Raw genomic sequence first — 18,131 nt, 5'->3', positions numbered from 1 at the left:
GAGTGCAATCGGGGGCAAGGTTCCCCAACCTTTGAGGAGAAGCGCCTTGGAAGAGTACATTATCGGGTTTGAGCACCTGGGGATGAAGGATGTCGAGCGGGTCGGCGGCAAGAATGCCTCGCTTGGCGAAATGATCAGCGGTCTGTCCGGCGCCGGCGTGACCGTTCCGGGTGGCTTTGCGACAACCGCCCATGCCTATCGACAGTTCCTGGCTCAGGACAATCTGGCCCAGCGCATCAACGAAGAACTGGCCAAACTGGATGTGGATGACGTCATCGCACTGGCCGAGACCGGTTCCCGCATCCGCCAGTGGATCATGGATACACCTTTCCCGCCCGAATTCGAAAAGGCGCTGGAAGAGGCATTCATCAAGCTCCAGAACGGCAACGAGAACCTTGCTGTGGCCGTGCGCTCATCCGCCACTGCCGAGGACCTGCCGGATGCATCCTTTGCCGGCCAGCAGGAGACTTTCCTGAATATTGTCGGACTGGACAATGTCAAGAAGGCGGTCAAGGAAGTCTTCGCCTCCCTGTTCAACGATCGCGCCATTTCCTACCGGGTGCACAAGGGGTTTGACCACAGCCTGGTGGCCCTTTCCGCGGGCATTCAGAAAATGGTGCGCAGTGAAACTGCCAGCAGCGGTGTCATGTTTACCCTGGACACCGAATCCGGCTTCCGTGACGTCGTCTTCATCACCAGCTCTTATGGTCTGGGCGAAACGGTGGTGCAGGGTGCGGTGAATCCCGACGAGTTCTATGTCCACAAGCCGACGTTCCTTGCCGGTCGTCCTGCCATTCTGCGTCGCAACCTGGGCTCCAAGGCCATCAAGATGGTCTATGGAGACAGCGCGGAAGCGGGTCGCTCCGTCAAGACCGTGAACGTGGATCCGGCGGACCGCATGCGCTTCTCCCTGACTGACGACGAGATCTATGAACTGACCCGTCAGGCCATCGAAATTGAGCGCCACTACGAGCGCCCCATGGATATCGAATGGGCGAAGGATGGTGACGACGGCAAGCTCTACATTGTGCAGGCCCGGCCTGAGACGGTGAAGAGCCGCGACTCGGCCAACATCATGGAGCGCTATCTCCTGAAGGAGAAAGGCAAGGTGCTTGTCGAGGGACGTTCCATCGGCCAGAAGATCGGTAGCGGCCGTGTCCGGATCGTCAAGGACATCAGTGAAATGGAGCGGGTGCAGCCTGGTGACGTACTGGTGACCGACATGACCGATCCGGATTGGGAGCCGGTCATGAAGCGTGCGGCTGCCATCGTGACCGATCGTGGTGGCCGGACCTGTCACGCGGCGATCATCGCCCGGGAACTGGGTATCCCCGCGGTAGTGGGTTGCGGCGATGCCACCAGCGTGCTCAAGGACGGTCAGGAAGTGACCGTCAGCTGTGCGGAAGGTGATACCGGCCTGATCTACGAGGGGCTGCTGGACTTCGAGCGCCAGACCAACTCCGTTGACGCCATGCCGAGCCTGCCGTTCAAGATCATGATGAACGTCGGCAATCCCGATCGTGCCTTCGACTTTCAGGCGCTGCCCAATGAGGGCGTGGGTCTGGCACGGCTGGAGTTCATCATCAACCGCATGATCGGTGTGCATCCCAAGGCGTTGCTGAATTTCGACACGCTGCCCCGGGATGTCCGCCAGGTCGTCGAGCGCCGGGTTGCGGGTTATGCTTCGCCGGTCGACTTCTATGTCGAGAAGCTGGTTGAAGGCATTGCAACACTGGCCGCCGCCTTTGCACCCAAGCGGGTGATCGTGCGTCTCTCCGACTTCAAGAGCAACGAATACGCCAACCTGATCGGTGGTACGATCTACGAGCCGGAAGAGGAAAACCCCATGCTGGGCTTCCGTGGCGCTTCCCGTTACATTTCGGATGCGTTCCGTGACTGTTTCGAGCTCGAGTGCCGCGCACTGAAGAAGGTTCGCAACGAGATGGGCTTCACCAACGTGGAGATCATGGTACCGTTTGTGCGGACCGTGGGTGAAGCGGCACAGGTGGTCGAACTGCTGGAGGAAAACGGGCTGCGTCGCGGCGAGAATGGTTTGCGCGTGATCATGATGTGCGAGCTGCCGGCCAATGCCTTGCTTGCCGAACAGTTCCTCGAGTACTTTGACGGCTTCTCCATCGGCTCCAATGACCTGACCCAGCTGACGCTGGGGTTGGATCGCGACTCGGGCATCGTCGCGCATCTGTTTGACGAGCGGAACGAGGCGGTACTCAAACTGCTCTCTCAGGCCATTCAGGCCTGCAAGAAAGCAGGGAAGTACGTCGGTATCTGTGGCCAGGGACCGTCCGACCACCCGGATCTCGCCAAATGGCTGATGGATCAGGGGATCGACAGTGTGTCCCTGAACCCGGATTCAGTCCTGGATACCTGGTTCTTCCTTGCCGAGAAACACGGCAAGTAATACAGACTCATGACTGACAGACACCGGCCCGAGTGGCCGGTGTTTCATTTCGGATCTGAATCAAACGGAGACAAGAGCATGACGGATATCGTGACGCCGGATTTGTGCGATGCACATCCTGACAAGGTGCAGGTCGTTGAGCCCATGTTCGGCAATTACGGAGGTCGGGAGGCATTTGGCGGTCAGATTGTGACGGTCAAGTGCTTTGAGGATAATTCGGTGGTCAAGCAGCTGGTGGCAACGCCCGGTGAGGGCAAGGTCATGGTTGTGGATGGTGGTGGGTCCATGCGCCGCGCCTTGCTCGGAGACATGCTGGCTGCCGAAGCGGCCCGCAATGGCTGGGAAGGCATTATCGTCTATGGCTGTATCCGGGACGTGGATGTCATTGCCGAGACAGATCTGGGGGTTCAGGCACTGGGTGCGCACCCGATGAAGACGGAGAAGAAGGGCATTGGCGAGCAGAATGTTCCCGTGACTTTCGGTGGTGTGACCTTTCATCCCGGGCATTGGGTGTATGCCGACAATAACGGCATCATCGTTTCGCCGGTTGCATTGCTTTGACCCGATGGTTTCACCCGATGCGCCGGGCAGTTTCCTGACCTGGCGCATTCTGGACGCAAGCTTCTGTCCGCTCTCAGGCGATCGAAACCGCCTCCCTTTCAGGAAGCGGAACGGAAATCAGGCTCAGCGGCTGATTTGTTCGATCTTGAGGCCCAGTTCGAAACGACCCTCATCCTTCGGAGTGCACCGGACGACACGAACGATGCTTTCCAGTGGCGGGAAAGCTTCATTGTTGGACGGTAGCAGCGCCTTCAGTGTGGCTCCGGCTTCAAAGGCCATGTCCAGTTCCACGGACATACCCGCGCCGGAAAGATCACGACAGATACCTTTCAAAACTCTGCCGGATTCCGGGTCGGTAACCTGGACTTCGGAATCGACCCTCATGCGAATGAAATCGCGCTTTTCATTGTAGTTGCGCATGCTGCTGGAAGTCATGGTGCGGCCCCTTCTGTCTTGTTGTTCTGATTAGATTTATACGCTTTGATTTCCGGACTGTCAAAGCAGTATTCGTTATAAAAAACAGGAGGGGTATGCTATATGGTGTGCCGCTGGTGGCAGGGCACACCATATCTGGTATGGATGTATGAATTACCAGCTCGAACGTTTTTGTCTTTTGAGGTTCGGCACAATGATGGCAATCAGGATGCCCAGAACCACAAGCCCGGCACCGTAGAGCATCATGGTCTGTTCGCGATTGTCCTTGAGGCGCTGGTTATCGGAAGTCAGCAGTTCCACTTCGTTGCGCAGGCGCACGTTTTCCTCCCTCAGCTCACGGTTGCGGCTGTCGAGCTGGATCGCATTGGCCGACACTCGCTTGATATCTGCCAGTTCGGTCTGAAGGCGCTCCACTTCCTTCTGGAGCCTGTCACGCTCCTGCGTCAGTGTGGCAATAGTGGATTTCAGCTCTTTTTCCCGCTCGGTGGCCGTGCGTGTTCTTTCCACCAAGGCATCATATTTGGCCTGCAAGGCCTTGAGCTTGTCCCGGGCGACCGGCTCCGGAACCAGATAGCGGGTTGGCATGAAACCGGTAATGCCGCTGGGTGTACGGACTTCGCTGTAACCGGTATCGGGGTTTTGGCGAATCACCTCGACCGGCGTGCCACTCTTGATGCCCTTGTGAATGATCTTGTACTGCAAGCCCTCGCCGGCACGCAGCGGTACATAAAGGGTATCGTCAACATACATGGTTTCGGCCAGTACCGGCAACGCCACCAGGCAGGCCAGCATCAGGCTGATTGCACGTACCAGTCTGGTCCCGACATTCCTTGTTTTCATTGTGGGAACACCTTCTTGAACGGTTTGACGGTCACGGAAGCATAAACGCCGGCTTCGCAGTACGGATCGGCTTCGGCCCAGCTTTGTGCAGCCTCAAGTGACTCGAATTCGGCGATGATGGCGGAGCCGGTGAACCCTGCTTCTCCCGGGTTCTCGGCGTCAATGGCCGGGAACGGACCGGCCAGCAGCAGCAGTCCCTCGTCCTGCAACTGTTGCAGGCGGGCAAGATGAGCCGGCCGTGCCTGCTGTCGTAACGGCAGGCTGTTCTCAACATCCTGTGCAAAAATCAGATACCACATGCTCAATGATCCTCCGAAGATGAGTGCGAAGCGGCGTCCTGGTCGGGGAGATGCCGGGCAATATAGAGCGTCTGAAGCAGCACAAACGCAACCGTGCACCCGAGGATGCCGAAGAGTTTGAAGTTGACCCAGGTGTCCATGGGATAGGTGTAGGCGACATAAAGATTCGCTCCCCCCATGGCCGTATTGAACAACACCCAGGACGTGTTCAGGTGGGTCCAGGCTCGTTCGGGAAGCTGAATGCTGCTTTCCATCATGCGTTGATAGAAATTCTTGCCGGGCAGGAACTGGCTGATCATGAAGGCCAGCGCCAGCAGCCAGAATACCACTGTCGGCTTCCACTTGATGAAGGTGGGGTCGTGGAAGATCAGTGTCAGGCCGCCCAGTACCACCACAAAGAAGAGTGTGACCAGATGGAGCACCTCAAGTTTGCGGAACTTCCACCATGTGATGCCCACCTGTAGTAGCGTGGCCGGAATCAGCACGGCCGTGGCGGCAAGAATATCGCCGGTCATTTTGAAAACAACAAAGAACAGGACGATGGGAAAGAAATCGAAAAACAGCTTCATGAGTGTTAGTATCGGCGATGCATGTGTGAGGGATCATACTGTATTTTTTTTGCAACTTGAACTTGCCAGAGGGTTATGTTTCCCGTTTCTCACTCATTTGAGGCACATTGCCACAGTTCCTGCTCTGATGGCGCGCTCAGCCCCGCTGATCTGGCCAGGGAAGCAGGATGCCGTGGTATCCGGACGCTGGCGATCACGGATCACGATAACTTTCGGGCAGTCAGGTTGCTGATGGACTCGCGCCCTTCTGACGTGCGTCTCATCCCGGCCATGGAAATGTCCGTTGTCTGGCGGCGCATGACACTGCATGTACTGACGTATGGTTTCCCTGCCGATGATCCCGGACACCTGGAGTTCGAGTCACTTCAGTCGCGCAACCGCCACCTGAGAGCAGAGCGGATTGTATTCAAGCTCGAACGCAAGCTGGGTGTTTCCGGGCTGATGGCAGCGTCCAGGGAGGTGGCAGGCGGGACACCCGGCCGGCCTCATATTGCACAGGTACTGGTGGAGCGGGGTGTGGTGAGAAGCCATGCTGAAGCCTTTGACAAGTGGTTGGGACAGGGGCGGATGGGGGATGTCAAATCTCACTGGCCAACTCTTGAAGAGGCCATGCACCTGAGCCGCAACGGTATCCGCGTGCTGGCGCACCCTGTCAAATACCGCATGACGGCCACCCGGTTAAGAGAATGTCTGGCCGATTTCAGGGCCTTGGGAGGAGAAGGCGTGGAAGTGGCCTCTCCGGGCATCTCATCCGGTTGGTATGGCCAGTTGCAGGAGATGGCGCGGAAGCAGGATCTGCTGGTGTCAGGCGGCAGTGACTTTCACCGGCCGGGAAGCTGGGTTGTTCTCGGTCGCTACCCGCGCCTGCCTGAAGGCATGCCCAGTCTGGCGGAGCGTCTGGGAGTGTTGCAGTGAAGCCCTATCCGCCCGTATCAGGAAATACGGTACGCTGGATAGAAGGTCCTGAGTACTATACCCGTCTGCTTGCGGCACTGGACAGTGCACAGCATACCATTCTGTTTGAAACCTATTATTGTCGTGATGGCGAGATCTTTCGGTCAGTCATGAAGGCATTGGTTCGGGCGGCTGAGCGTGGTGTCAGGGTTTATGTCATGCTTGACGCAGTGGGCTCCGCACCTGTGCTTCGGCTGGCCAGCCGCATGCTGTTGAGGCACGGTTGTCACCTGCGCATATTCAATCCGTTACGCTTGTCTCCCTGGTATAGCAACCTGAGGCGAAATCATCGCAAGATGTGTCTGGTCGACGGCCGGCTGCTGCTCACCGGGGGGTGGGGGCTGGCAGATGAATGGGCAGGTCTGAAGGGGCAGGGGCTGGGCATGGGGTTCTGGATGGATGCGGGTGTCGAGGTGGATGGACCGGTTACAGCGCACTGGTCGGATTTGTTTGCACGAACCTGGCGTCGCTGCGGAGGCGAAGTCGAGACCATGCGTCCTGTAGCAGGTGATTCCGGCACTTCGGTCTGCAGGCTGGCCTTTTCTCAGGGACGTCAGCGGCAGGATCTGTTCCGGTCTCTTTTGCAGCGAGTACGCAAGGCAAGGGAGCGGGTCTGGATTGTCACGCCTTATTTCGTGACATCAAGGCGGCTGAGGCGTGCACTGCGGCATGCGGCCTGGCGTGGAGTGGATGTCTGTGTGCTCGTGCCGGGTCCGTACAACGACCATCCTGCTGTCCGTTATGCAGCTTGGCAGCACATCAGCAAGCTGATTCGTCGCGGGGTACGGGTCTATGAGTATGCCCCGAGTTTCATTCATGCAAAAGTGGTAATCGTGGATGATTGGGCAAGTGTGGGATCCTGCAACCTGGATCACTGGACTCAGATGCTCGCACTGGAAGCGAATCAGGAAGTCTGGGATCGGGCATTTGCCAGGCAGGCAGCCGAACGGGTATCCGGCTGGCTGAGATCAGCGCAAAGGCTCGATCGGGATCCGCTGGCACAGGCACCGCTATGGGTGCGCTGGCTGGCGCGCCTTATTGCGTCCGTAGAACGGACGCTATATCAGTTCTGGGTGGCATGAATGAGCAGGTACAGGTCAAGCAGGTTATCCTGCAGTTGCTCCAGTAGCTGAACAGCCAGCGCATCAGGGATGTCTTCTGGGTTTTCCTCGGCAAAAGTGACGACCGGAACAAGCAGTTGAGCAATCTGCTCCTGTTGCTCCCGGGCTTCCGTCAGAAACAGGCCGGCGCCATCCACAGCCTCCATGAATCCGGAGCACCAATTTAGCCGTGCCTCTTCATCCTCCATGACTTCCGGGGGCAGGGGGGGTGGCAGGTCCTCCAGGAGTGCAGCACTGAACGCTGTCCGCACGGCCCTGCGTGCTTCGTTCAGGGGCGCAAGTTCCGCATCGGGTGACTTTGGTGTTTCGCCAAACACCAGCTCCAGAAACAGGTCGTCGTCCAGGGAAGTCTGAGCGATGCTTTCTGCTGTCAGCAGTCCGTGAACGCCGAAGAAATCCAGTGCGTCCGGATAGCTGTCCTGAAACAGGCGTTCCTCTAGTAACTGGATCAGGCTGTCATCCATTTTGGGTTATCCTGGTCGGGTGGAGAAAGGTGCCGGGCACGAAGCCCGGCTGATGGTCTCAATTGGAAGGCGTACCGGAGCTGTCTTCAGTTGTTGTATCTGTCAGCTGTTCGCCGGAGGTCCCGCTTTGCCCGGTCTGACTCTGGCGGCGAAGTCTCGGATCATTGGGGGCGCGCCGCCTGGAGGGGATGCGGGGTGTTTGGGGACTCTGAGCGTCACGTGCCGACTCACTTGCGGTCTCCTCGTCAGATATCTCGGCAGCTTTCTCGCGACTGTCCTTTTTGGTGGCTTCCGGTGATGACGCCTCTTCAGCTTTCGTATCGGTGGCAGGTTGTGCCTTTTTCTCCGGGGTATGCTCTGCCCCGGTGGCAGGCGTCTCGTTGCTGGTTTCGGCGACCGGTGTGGCTACCGGTGATGCGGTTGGTGTCCGGGATGCCGTACCCCTTGCGGAGCCCTGCTGCTTTTCACCTGCTGGCGCCGCCTCTTCTGATGCGGTCACATTGGCTTTTTCTGCATCATGAGTCTCCTGGGCCGCTTTCTGCACGAGCTCGGACGGGCGCTCAGGTGACGTGGTCGGTTCTGGCTGATCCGTCACCTTGTCTGCCACCGGCTTTGCTTCGCCTTCACTATTGTTTGTCGTGGTTTCGGATGCCTTCTTTTCCGTTGTTTCACTTGGGCTGTCGTCCTGCTGCTCCCTGGTTGTCGCAGAGCGATTGCGATTGCGGTTCCGGCCACCGCGGCTGCGCCTGCGTGACGGGCGCCCCTCTGATCCGGATTTGTCTTTGGCATCTCCCGCATTTTCGCCGGCGGTATCAGTCGTCTCTTCAGAGCGGGGCTGCGCCTGGGCAGGCGATGACCCGGAGCCTGCTGTCTTGGTCTCTGCCGGCTCTGCGCTGTCTGCAGCCGTTGCCTGCGTTGCTGTACTGATCTTTTCCTCACCGACGGATGGGGAGGATGGCTGCTCTGTGGTCTGAGCCGATACCGTGCTCTCTGTGGGTGCCTGCATCTCCTTCGGAGCCGGGGAGGCCTCTGCACGGGGTTCTGTAGCGGTCACCGGTTCTGCATTTTCCGTGGTGACTGGTCGCCGATCACGCGGCTCTGCCGGCCTGCTTGACCGATCCCTGCGTGGGCGTGCAAATTCAGACGCTGCTTCGCCGGATGCCGTTTCAACTGTGTTGCCCGCTTTGGCTGTCGGGCTTTCCTGAGTGTCCTGACGCGCCGCAGTACGGTTGTCATTCCGGTTACGGTTACGCTGGCGCTTGCGCCCTGCCTGACCACTCCGGTTGCTGGTTGAGGCTGTATTGCCGGAATCTTCTTTGGTGGCGTCCTTGCGTTGCGCATTGTCAGACGTTCGCGCCGAAGTGTTTCGGGAAGACTCCTGGTTGTCCGACTGCCTGTTGCGGTTGCGCGGATTGTTGCGGTTTTTGACATTGGAGCTGGTACCGCTTGCCTGCCGGCGCTGAACCGGCTTTGTCGGTTCCGGCTTGGCGGGAGCAGCAGGTTTGACTGCACCGGTTTCGCCCTTGAACCAGGCTCGCAGACGGGCCCAGAAACTCAGCGGCTTTTCGGCTGCCGGCTCCGGTTTGGTCGCTTCGGCTCCGGGAGGTGCCGGTTGTGCAGGCGCGATGCTTTTAACTGCTGCTTCCTGGCGAACCGCCTCGGTGGGGGTGGCAGAGCGATGAATTTCGATATCATCCTCCTCGGCCGGTGCAAGCTTGTAGCTGGTCTGATTGACTTCCTCGTTGTCGTCCCGAACGCGCTCAACTTCAAAGGATGGTGTTTCCATGGTTTGGCTGGGAACAACCAATACCCGTACACCATGACGCTTTTCAATCCGGGCCAGCTGAATCCGCTTTTCGTTCAACAGGTAGGTCGCAACCGTCACCGGGCAGATGGCGCGGACTTCAGCCGTACGCTCCTTGAATGCCTCTTCCTGGATGAGTCGAAGAATTGACAAGGCAAGGCTCTCAATCGTCCTGATGGTGCCGTGACCGGCACAGCGCGGGCAGGTTTCCGTTCGTGTCTCTTCAAGCGAGGGTCTCAACCGCTGCCGGGACATTTCCAGCAGGCCGAAGCGGGAGATCTTGCCAACCTGTACCCGGGCGCGATCCAGTTCCAGGGCCTTTTTGAGGCGGTTTTCCACTTCACGCTGATTCTTGGCCGGCCCCATGTCGATGAAATCGATAACAATCAGGCCGCCCATATCCCGCAAGCGGAGCTGACGGGCAATTTCGTCTGCAGCTTCCAGGTTGGTCTGGAGTGCGGTTTCTTCAATGTCACCACCCTTGGTGGCCTTGCTCGAGTTGATGTCGATGGAGACGAGTGCTTCAGTCGGATCGATGACAATTGAGCCACCGGACGGCAATTTGACTTCACGCTGAAATGCGGTTTCGATCTGAGACTCGATCTGATAACGGTTGAAGAGGGGAATGTCATCCGTGTAGAGCTTGAGCTTGCTTTCGAAGGCCGGCATGACTGCGCGGACGAAGCTCAGGGCCTCTTCATAGACTTCCGGCTTGTCGATCAGTACCTCGCCGATGTCTTGGCGCAGGTAGTCGCGAATGGCACGGATAACAACATTGCTTTCCTGGTATACCAGAAAGGGTGCCTTGCGTGATTCGCAGGCTGCCTCGATACTGTTCCAGAGTTGCAGCAGATAATCGAGGTCCCACTGAAGCTGTTCAGTGGTTTTGCCCACGCCTGCGGTCCGTACAATGACCCCCATGTCAGAGGGTGTGTTGACTCCGGCCATTGCGGCCTTCAGGGCTTCGCGATCTTCCCCCTCGATGCGGCGGGATATACCCCGGCACGTGGATTGTTCGGCATCAGGACGAGGTACCGCCCCGGCAGGGAGATGAAAGTGGTCAGCGCTGCGCCCTTGTTGCCACGTTCTTCCTTGTCCACCTGAACGATAACTTCCTGACCTTCGCTCAGCAATTCACGGATATTCGGCTTGCTGCCACGCTGAGGTTTGGTTTTGAAGTACTCTTTTGAAATTTCCTTCAGTGGCAGGAAGCCGTGGCGTTCGGCGCCAAAGTCGACAAATGCGGCTTCGAGGCTGGGCTCGATCCGTGTGATCCGGCCTTTGTAAATGTTGGATTTTTTCTGTTCGCGGGAGGCGGCTTCAATATCCAGATCGTACAGCCGTTGACCGTCCACGAGTGCAACGCGCAGCTCTTCCGGCTGGGTTGCGTTAATCAGCATGCGTTTCATAAAACTGTCAGTGCTCCTGAGTCGTTCAGGCGCGAGCACTGCCAGCACATGCAGCGGAAGGTCCCAGATTGTCTGCAGAGCCTGTTTCCAGCAGGTATGCCAAATCGCGCGCCCCGCGAGTGGCTGGGCGTTCAGCGCTAACTACTTCTACACAAGGTGTCGCCTGGCGACGGCCTGACTGGCTGCCCGGTGTATGGGTCTGTCTGCATTCAGGCAAGGTGTCCGCCTGTTAATCCGGAGTACCGTTCTGTTGTACAAACGGTACTCATCAAAACCTGTATTGCTTTCTGTGCCGGCATTGCCGCGCAAATTCACCGGGCCCGATCGCCCGTTTTCTTCATTAAAGTGTCCCGTGCATAGAAAAAGGCACGGAAACTGAATAATCCTGTCCGGAACGTTTATAATGCACCGACCGTATGTTCAGTGGCGGGACTGACGTTCCAACTCTGGAATATAGCAGTAAAGGCCGGGCCGATCAATTGCAGGCGCCAGCCTTTTTGTCAATGGGGTTATTTGATTTGGACAAGACACATCAGGGGGTCCGGCACGTTTCGGTGAGCCGCGATCACGCAGGGCAGCGCCTGGACAATTTCCTCCTTGGTCATCTGAAGGGGGTTCCGCGGAGTATCGTTTACAAGCTGGTGCGAACCGGACAGGTGCGGGTCAATGGACGCAGGGCCAAGAGCATGCAGAAGTTGCAGGCGGGAGATGAAGTGCGCATTCCTCCCGTAAAGCAGGACGCAGAGCGTTCCTTGCCCGCAGTGCCCGGAACCCGTGCTGCTCAGCTTGAGGATAGCGTGATATACGAAGATGAACATTTGCTGGTGGTCAACAAGCCTGCGGGTCTCGCTGTGCATGGTGGAAGCGGAATTCAGCTTGGCGTGATCGAAATGTTTCGGGAACTCCGGCCGGATGCCCGCTTTCTCGAGCTGGCGCATCGGCTGGATCGGGACACATCAGGCGTCCTCGTGATGGCCAGGAATCGCAAGGCACTGATGCGCCTTCACGATGCTTTCCGGGATCGCTCCACCGAAAAAGTGTATCTGGCCTGGGTGCAGGGTCGTTGGCCCAGGCACAGGTCTGTGATTACTGCCCCCCTGAAGAAGAACACGCTCCGTTCCGGGGAGCGTGTTGTTCGTGTCCTGGCAGATGGCAAGCCAAGCGAAACCCGGTTTGTTCCGGTACGTTTTGAGGATGGGGTGACGTTGGTTCAGGCCTTTCCGCTGACAGGTCGAACCCATCAGATCAGGGTGCATGCACAATTTGCAGGCTGTCCGATTATCGGTGATACCAAGTACGGGGAGGATGCGGTCAATCGGGAGTGGGCGAAGCGCGGACTGAACCGTTTGTGTCTGCACGCGCGCAAGCTGACCTTCCCTTGGGGCAAGGGGTCCATGACATTTGAAGCGCCGTGGGAGCTGGAGGATTGGCATGCAGAAGCCTGACGTCAAGCGTGTCCGCATGGTGGTCTTTGACTGGGATGGTACCCTGCTGGACTCCACGGGACATATCGTTCATGCCCTGAAGACAGCGGCAGATCAGTTGGTCTGGCCGTGGCCGGGAGATGACGCGGCGAGAAACATTATCGGTCTGGGGATGCGGGAGTCCATCGTTGCGCTGTTCGGCGAGCGTTCGTCAAGGGATATCGAAAGTTTTCGAAAGGCATACGCGGAGATTTTCTTTTCCGTCACGCCCACGCGGGAAGATTTGTTTGAAGGTGCGATGGACACACTGGAAAGGCTGCGTGCCGCCGGGTATCGTCTCGCCATAGCGACCGGCAAGAGCCGGCCCGGGCTGGATCGGGTGCTCAGGGGGCTGGATCTGGCTGCCCTGTTCGAGATCACCCGTTGTGCGGACGAAAGCCGGAGCAAGCCGCATCCGCAGATGTTGTGGGATATCCGGGCTGCGACGGGGTTGGAGGCGCATGAGATGATCATGGTCGGGGATACCGAGTACGATCTGGAAATGGCGCAGCGTGCCAAGGTACCGGCAGTGGCTGTCGGATATGGAGCCCATGACCCGTCACGGTTGATTCAGTGGCAGCCTTTGGCAATACTGGAGCGTATGACTCAACTTTTTGAGGTTCTGGAGAGCAGATAACCGATGAGTGAATGGATGAACGACCGACCGCAGAGTGAGCGGGAGTGGCAGGTGATCGAGCGTATGCTTATGGAGTCTTTCAGGGAGCAGAAGCGGGCGCGGCGCTGGGGAATTCTTTTCAAGCTGCTGACCTTTGTCTATTTGTTCGTGTTGCTGGTGCTTCTGGCAAAAGGCATGACGCCTTCTTCCGGTCTTGTTCACGGCCCGCACACGGCGGTTATTGACATTAACGGCGTCATCGCAGCCGATGAGCAGGCAAATGCGGATACGATCGTTCAGGGGCTTCGTGATGCCTTTGAGGCAGAGAATGCCAAGGCGGTCATTTTGCGTATAAACAGTCCCGGGGGCAGCCCGGTACAGGCGGGTTACGTCTATGATGAGATACGACGTCTCCGGGATCAGTATCCCGACAAGAAGGTGTACGCTGTCATCAGTGATCTGGGGGCATCCGGTGCCTACTATATTGCCGCGGCGGCGGACGAAATCTACGCCGACAAGGCCAGTCTGGTGGGATCCATCGGTGTAACGGCCTCGGGTTTCGGCTTCCATGAGGCGATCAGAAAGCTGGGCGTGGAGCGACGTATTTTCACGGCCGGTGAGCACAAGGCGTTCCTGGATCCGTTCAGCCCGCTGAAAGAGGATGAAGTGGCCTTCTGGAAAGAAGTGCTCAATACCACGCACAAGCAGTTTATCGAGCAGGTGAAGAAGGGGCGAGGGGATCGTCTGAAGCCTGCACCGGAACTGTTTTCAGGTTTGGTCTGGACCGGCGAGCAGGCGTTGGCGCTTGGGTTGATAGACGGGCTCGGAAGCGCCGGTTATGTGGCCCGGGAGATTGTCGGTGAGGAAGAGACCGTGAATTACACACCGAGGCCGGATCCTTTTGAAACTCTGGTGTCCCGGCTGGGGGCATCGTTTGCGGAGGGGCTGTATCGCGCGGCGTCCGGAACAGCCATTCAGTTGCGTTGAGGTCTGTTACGGAATTGTCAGTCCGGCCTCGCGCAGCAGGCGGCACAGGGCGATCATCGGCAGCCCCACCAAGGCTGTGGGATCACGGGATTCAATGGATTCGAACAGGCTGATACCTAATCCCTCGCACTTGAAGGCGCCCACACAGTCCAGTGGCATCTCCTTTCTGATGTAGCGAGAGATCGTCTCCTTGTCCAGATTCCGGAAGCGGACCCGGACTGTCTCAACTGCCACGCGGGCTGCCCTTGTTCCGGGAGGACGAACGGCAATGCCCGAATGAAACAGTACTGTCTGCCCGGAACAGTATGTGAGCTGCTCAATGGCCGCTTCGATGCTGCCCGGCTTGCGCAGAAGATGTGTTTCTGATTCGAGATGAGCGGTTTGATCCGAGCCGATGACCCAGTCTGTGCTGTTGGCGCTGGCCGGGTTCTCGGCCTTGGCGGCTGCAAGGCGCAGTGCTGTATCGCGGGGGTGTTCACCTGGCAGAGCCGATTCATCTGTGTCCGGAGAGCAGAAGCTGACAGGCAGACCCAGTGCTGATAACTGTTGTCGCTTGTACGGAGACTGGCTTGCAAGCAAAATCATGCCGGTACGTCCTCGATCTGGGATGGCGAAAAAGTATCCGGATTTGCCTTTGACTTTGCAACACCGGCTCATTAAAATTGCGCGCTTATGATCAAGCAGTCTATCCCGGATCGCCTGGATGTTCGTCGGGCATGTGAAGCGGAGCACCAGTACTCGGTGACCTTTCCGCTGAGCCGGCTCGTGCGGGTGGTTGAGGCTGTAGAGCCGGGCAGTCATGAGCGACTCGGGGAACAGAAGGTTCAGGCCGAGCTCCGGTTCAGCCGGGATGAGTCGGGCTGGCGGAGAATGGCCGGGCAGGTTGTGGCCGAGGTGCCCCGGATCTGTCAACGCTGTCTGGAGCCGATGATGACCCGGGTGGAAGGCCGGATATCCGTCGCCTTCGCACTGACCGATGAAGAGGCCCGGCAGGTGCCCAGGGAATGTGAGCCCATGCTGCTTGAGCAGCACCTGGATGTGGTGGCTGCACTGGAAGAAGAGATATTGCTGGCCATGCCGCTGCATGCCTGTCATGACGATGATCGCTGTCATGCTGTAGAAGTGGCTGAGCCCGTGCAGGAAAGCGCTGAAGAAACGGCAGACAATCCTTTTGCCGTGCTGCGGACCCTGCTTGGCGACTAGATTTTTGACCGATTTGAATGAACTGTTAAATGCAGGAGAGATTAGATGGCTGTTCAGCAGAACAAAAAGTCCCGTTCACGTCGCGGTATGCGTCGTTCTCATGATGCCCTGACGGGTCCGGCACTGTCCGTAGATGCCACCACAGGCGAAAAGCATCGTCGTCACCATGTGACACCTGACGGCTTCTATCGTGGCAAGAAAGTAGTGGAAACTGCCGGCGAGTGAGTCGTTCTTGGAGAGCGTGATTCGTCTCTCGATTGACGCAATGAGCGGGGATCACGGCCCGGAGGTCGTGGTCCCCGCTGCGTTACAGGCCTGCGAAAAATTCGATGATCTTCATCTGACGCTGGTCGGAGACAGTCCGGGACTCACCGCACTGTTGGGCCAATACCCCAGGCAGCCCCGCATCCAGGTTCACCATGCCCCCGATATTGTGGCCATGGATGAGCGACCGAGCCATGCGCTGCGCAAGAAGCAGAACTCCTCAATGGCCGTGGCCTTGCGGCTGGTTCGGGAAGGGGTGACGGAAGGTTGTGTCAGCGCGGGCAATACGGGCGCTCTGATGCTGCTTGCCCGGGCCATTCTCAAAACCTGTCCCGGCATTGACAGGCCGGCAATCGTCAAGAAGATTCCCGGGCTGGATAGCTGGTGCTATGTGCTTGATCTGGGCGCCAATGTGGATTCCAGTGCCGAGCACCTTTTTCAGTTTGCGGTATTGGGTGCTGCGCTCGTTGAAGCAGTCGAGGGGATTGAGCACCCGCGGGTCGCCCTGCTGAATGTGGGTGAAGAGGAAATCAAGGGCACGGAACAGGTCCGCCTGGCCTCTCGCATGCTGACAGAGTGCGATGCCATCAATTATATCGGCTATGTCGAAGGTGGGGATCTCTTCAAGCCCATCGCCCATGTTGTGGTCTGCGACGGATTTGTCGGTAATGTGGCGCTCAAATCCGGAGAGGGGGTTGCCGAGTTGGTGGTCCGGATTATTGAGCAGGCCTTTCAGCGTAATGTGCTTACCAAAATTCTGGGGTGGATGGCCCGGCCAGTGTTCCGGAGGGTGCGCCATGTTCTCAACCCATCCACACACAATGGCGCGACGTTGGCGGGATTGCAGGGGGTTGTCATCAAAAGCCATGGCAATGCGGATGCGCGGGCGTTTTACAGTGCCATCCGGCTTGCTCGTGAAGAAGCGTTACGCCGTGTTCCCGAGCACGTCAATGCCCTGCTTGATGACATTCTTTGACGTGATCTCGGATTCTGCAGGGAAAAGGTAGGAAAACATGTGCGACTTTGATCTAATTACGTCTCAACTTCGCTGAAGATACCCTTACGCCCCATGAAAACTGCATACATTTTTCCCGGACAAGGTTCCCAGTCTGTTGGCATGCTGTCATCACTGAGCGGCATTCAGTCCCGTCTGGATGCGGCCTGGGAGGCGGCATCAGATATTGTGGGTCTGGATGTGGCCAGGCTGGTCAACGAAGGCCCCGAGAGTCAGCTCAATCAGACGGCTGTTACACAACCGGTCCTGCTTGCGGCCAGTCATGCCCTCTGGCAGGCGGCTGAAGCCGGCGGCCTGCCCCGGCCCGATGCGGTTGCCGGGCACTCTTTGGGAGAGTATTCCGCGCTGGTTGCGGCTGATGTACTGGATTTTGTGGATGCGCTGAAGCTGGTGCGTCTGCGTGGCAGGCTCATGCAGGAGGCAGTGCCCGAAGGCGAGGGTGCGATGGCTGCTGTACTGGGGCTGGATGACGATGCAGTGGCCGATATCTGCCAGTCCGTATCCGAAAGGCTGGGTCAGGTGGTGGCGGCGGCCAATTACAATTGTCCCGGACAGGTCGTCATCGCAGGCACTGCGCAGGCGGTTTCTGAGGCGGGAGAGGCGCTGAAGGCGGCTGGTGCACGCCGGGTGTTGCCGCTGGCCGTCAGCGTACCCTCACACTGCCTGTTGATGAAGCCCGCGGCGGAAAGGATGGCTGAAGCCCTGGATGCCGTGGTATTCAGGGCGCCCCGGATTCCGGTTGTTCAGAACACCGTGGCACAGGCGGTGACGGATCCGGATGAGCTCAAGCGCAATCTTGTAGAGCAACTGTATTGTCCGGTACGCTGGACTCAAGGTATTCAATGGCTCCTGGGGCAGGGGGTGTCACAGTTTTACGAGTGTGGCCCGGGCAAGGTGCTCGCGGGTCTGGTTAAAAAAATCGATCGCAATGCTGAAGTGATTACACTCTCCAATTATGCAGAATGGAGTCAGTCATGACGAAAAGAGTGGCCGTAGTGACAGGGGCCAGCCGGGGAATCGGCCGTGCCATCGCCGAAGGCCTGGTTGCTGATGGATTCTTTGTTGTGGGTACAGCCACGAGTGAATCCGGTGCTGTCGCAATCAGCGATTACCTGGGTGCTGGTGGCAAGGGCATGCGTCTGGATGTGTCGGATTCTCAGGATGTGGAACAATTTGTCAAAGCGGTATCGGATGAATTTGGTGCACCCTGGGTACTGGTCAACAACGCTGGCATCACCCGCGACAACCTTGTGTTGCGCATGAAGGAAGAAGACTGGGAGGCCGTCATTCAGACCAACCTGACTTCAGTATTCCGGCTCAGCAAGGGATTCATGCGCGGCATGATGAAGGCGAAGGGTGGCCGGATCATCAATATCAGTTCGGTGGTTGCGGCCATGGGGAATGCAGGCCAGGCCAATTATGCGGCATCCAAGGGGGGCATGGAGGCGCTGACCCGATCGCTGGCAAGAGAGCTTGGCAGCCGGAACATCACGGTCAATGCGGTGGCGCCTGGATTTGTGGATACGGACATGACCCGAAGCCTTCCCGAGGCTCAGCGGGAAGCCATGATTGCCACGACGGCGCTGGCGCGTTTTGCCAGACCTGACGAAATTGCCGGAGCAGTCCGTTTTCTGGCCTCGGACGCGGCCAGTTACATCACCGGTGTCGTACTGCCGGTAAATGGTGGCATGTATATGTGAATCAGGTG

At 58.0% G+C, this 18,131-nt stretch carries 20 protein-coding genes; 12 read left to right on the top strand and 8 right to left on the bottom strand.

Features of this window, described 5'->3' with window-relative positions; genetic code table 11:
• Nucleotides 1-46 precede the first annotated feature (46 nt).
• Nucleotides 47-2,419, top strand: coding sequence for a phosphoenolpyruvate synthase (gene ppsA, locus AAIA72_RS05540; protein ID WP_369602423.1), 2,373 nt, complete (start codon nt 47-49; stop codon nt 2,417-2,419).
• Between the two features lie 78 nt (nt 2,420-2,497).
• Nucleotides 2,498-2,980 carry a ribonuclease E activity regulator RraA gene (rraA, locus tag AAIA72_RS05535; RefSeq protein ID WP_369602422.1) on the top strand — a complete coding sequence of 161 codons (483 nt, stop codon included), beginning with the start codon at nt 2,498-2,500 and terminating at the stop codon, nt 2,978-2,980.
• Nucleotides 2,981-3,103: 123 nt separating this feature from the next.
• Here the strand turns inward: rraA and AAIA72_RS05530 are convergent, their stop codons facing one another.
• The 4 genes from AAIA72_RS05530 to AAIA72_RS05515 form a co-directional block, all read right to left on the bottom strand.
• Nucleotides 3,104-3,415: a PilZ domain-containing protein gene (locus AAIA72_RS05530; protein ID WP_369602421.1), complete on the bottom strand. Its 312-nt coding sequence runs from the start codon at nt 3,413-3,415 to the stop codon at nt 3,104-3,106.
• Between the two features lie 153 nt (nt 3,416-3,568).
• On the bottom strand, nt 3,569-4,255 hold the full coding sequence (locus AAIA72_RS05525) for a TIGR04211 family SH3 domain-containing protein (RefSeq protein WP_369602420.1): 687 nt from the start codon (nt 4,253-4,255) through the stop codon (nt 3,569-3,571).
• Nucleotides 4,252-4,554: a YciI family protein gene (locus AAIA72_RS05520; protein WP_369602419.1), complete on the bottom strand. Its 303-nt coding sequence runs from the start codon at nt 4,552-4,554 to the stop codon at nt 4,252-4,254. The genes AAIA72_RS05525 and AAIA72_RS05520 overlap by 4 nt, the downstream gene beginning before the upstream one ends.
• 2 nt (nt 4,555-4,556) lie before the next feature.
• The gene (locus AAIA72_RS05515; RefSeq protein ID WP_369602418.1) at nt 4,557-5,123 is read right to left on the bottom strand and encodes a septation protein A; all 567 of its coding nucleotides are present in this window, start codon (nt 5,121-5,123) and stop codon (nt 4,557-4,559) included.
• Between the two features lie 75 nt (nt 5,124-5,198).
• Between AAIA72_RS05515 and AAIA72_RS05510 the strand changes: the two genes are divergently transcribed.
• Together AAIA72_RS05510 and AAIA72_RS05505 are read left to right on the top strand one after the other, a co-directional pair.
• On the top strand, nt 5,199-6,038 hold the full coding sequence (locus tag AAIA72_RS05510; protein WP_369602417.1) for a PHP domain-containing protein: 840 nt from the start codon (nt 5,199-5,201) through the stop codon (nt 6,036-6,038).
• Nucleotides 6,035-7,159: a phosphatidylserine/phosphatidylglycerophosphate/cardiolipin synthase family protein gene (locus tag AAIA72_RS05505; RefSeq protein ID WP_369602416.1), complete on the top strand. Its 1,125-nt coding sequence runs from the start codon at nt 6,035-6,037 to the stop codon at nt 7,157-7,159. The genes AAIA72_RS05510 and AAIA72_RS05505 overlap by 4 nt, the downstream gene beginning before the upstream one ends.
• Here AAIA72_RS05505 and AAIA72_RS05500 read toward each other — a convergent pair.
• From AAIA72_RS05500 to AAIA72_RS05490, 3 genes are read right to left on the bottom strand one after another with little or no spacing between them, the layout of a single operon-like run.
• Entirely contained in the window at nt 7,141-7,662 is a 522-nt protein-coding gene (locus tag AAIA72_RS05500) for a UPF0149 family protein (protein ID WP_369602415.1), read from the bottom strand. The two genes, AAIA72_RS05505 and AAIA72_RS05500, sit on opposite strands and share 19 nt — an antisense overlap.
• Nucleotides 7,663-7,720: 58 nt before the next feature.
• Entirely contained in the window at nt 7,721-10,414 is a 2,694-nt protein-coding gene (locus AAIA72_RS05495) for an Rne/Rng family ribonuclease (RefSeq protein WP_369602414.1), read from the bottom strand.
• An 8-nt stretch (nt 10,415-10,422) separates the two neighbouring features.
• Nucleotides 10,423-10,875, bottom strand: a complete 453-nt coding sequence (locus AAIA72_RS05490) for a S1 RNA-binding domain-containing protein (RefSeq protein ID WP_369602413.1) — start codon at nt 10,873-10,875, stop codon at nt 10,423-10,425.
• A gap of 554 nt (nt 10,876-11,429) precedes the next feature.
• Here AAIA72_RS05490 and AAIA72_RS05485 point away from each other — a divergent pair.
• Genes AAIA72_RS05485 through sppA form a run of 3 tightly spaced genes read left to right on the top strand, consistent with a single transcriptional unit; the run spans nt 11,430 to nt 13,941 of the window.
• Entirely contained in the window at nt 11,430-12,320 is an 891-nt protein-coding gene (locus AAIA72_RS05485; RefSeq protein WP_369602412.1) for an RluA family pseudouridine synthase, read from the top strand.
• Entirely contained in the window at nt 12,307-12,975 is a 669-nt protein-coding gene (locus AAIA72_RS05480) for an HAD family hydrolase (protein ID WP_369602411.1), read from the top strand. The genes AAIA72_RS05485 and AAIA72_RS05480 overlap by 14 nt, the downstream gene beginning before the upstream one ends.
• Nucleotides 12,976-12,990: 15 nt before the next feature.
• Entirely contained in the window at nt 12,991-13,941 is a 951-nt protein-coding gene (gene sppA, locus AAIA72_RS05475; protein ID WP_369602410.1) for a signal peptide peptidase SppA, read from the top strand.
• 6 nt (nt 13,942-13,947) lie between these two features.
• Here the strand turns inward: sppA and AAIA72_RS05470 are convergent, their stop codons facing one another.
• On the bottom strand, nt 13,948-14,526 hold the full coding sequence (locus AAIA72_RS05470) for a nucleoside triphosphate pyrophosphatase (RefSeq protein WP_369602409.1): 579 nt from the start codon (nt 14,524-14,526) through the stop codon (nt 13,948-13,950).
• Nucleotides 14,527-14,613: 87 nt separating this feature from the next.
• On the opposite strand from AAIA72_RS05470, the gene AAIA72_RS05465 reads away from it, so the two are divergent.
• The 5 genes from AAIA72_RS05465 (at nt 14,614) to fabG (ending at nt 18,123) form a co-directional block, all read left to right on the top strand.
• Nucleotides 14,614-15,144 (top strand): DUF177 domain-containing protein, encoded by a 531-nt coding sequence (locus tag AAIA72_RS05465; RefSeq protein ID WP_369602408.1) that lies wholly within the window; start codon nt 14,614-14,616, stop codon nt 15,142-15,144.
• 45 nt (nt 15,145-15,189) lie between these two features.
• Nucleotides 15,190-15,369, top strand: coding sequence for a 50S ribosomal protein L32 (gene rpmF, locus AAIA72_RS05460; protein ID WP_369602407.1), 180 nt, complete (start codon nt 15,190-15,192; stop codon nt 15,367-15,369).
• A gap of 16 nt (nt 15,370-15,385) precedes the next feature.
• Complete coding sequence (plsX, locus tag AAIA72_RS05455; RefSeq protein ID WP_369602406.1) at nt 15,386-16,384, top strand: phosphate acyltransferase PlsX; 999 nt, start codon at nt 15,386-15,388, stop codon at nt 16,382-16,384.
• Nucleotides 16,385-16,477: 93 nt separating this feature from the next.
• Nucleotides 16,478-17,401 (top strand): ACP S-malonyltransferase, encoded by a 924-nt coding sequence (fabD, locus tag AAIA72_RS05450; protein ID WP_369602405.1) that lies wholly within the window; start codon nt 16,478-16,480, stop codon nt 17,399-17,401.
• Complete coding sequence (gene fabG / locus AAIA72_RS05445; RefSeq protein ID WP_369602404.1) at nt 17,398-18,123, top strand: 3-oxoacyl-ACP reductase FabG; 726 nt, start codon at nt 17,398-17,400, stop codon at nt 18,121-18,123. Before fabD ends, fabG begins: the two co-directional genes overlap by 4 nt.
• Nucleotides 18,124-18,131: the final 8 nt, after the last annotated feature.

Source organism: Thermohahella caldifontis (genome assembly GCF_041153465.1).
In the GTDB taxonomy this organism is placed as follows: Bacteria; Pseudomonadota; Gammaproteobacteria; order Pseudomonadales; family Oleiphilaceae; genus Thermohahella; species Thermohahella caldifontis.
The sequence above is the reverse complement of the archived record's forward strand: the minus strand, read 5'-3'. Positions and strand labels throughout refer to the sequence as shown.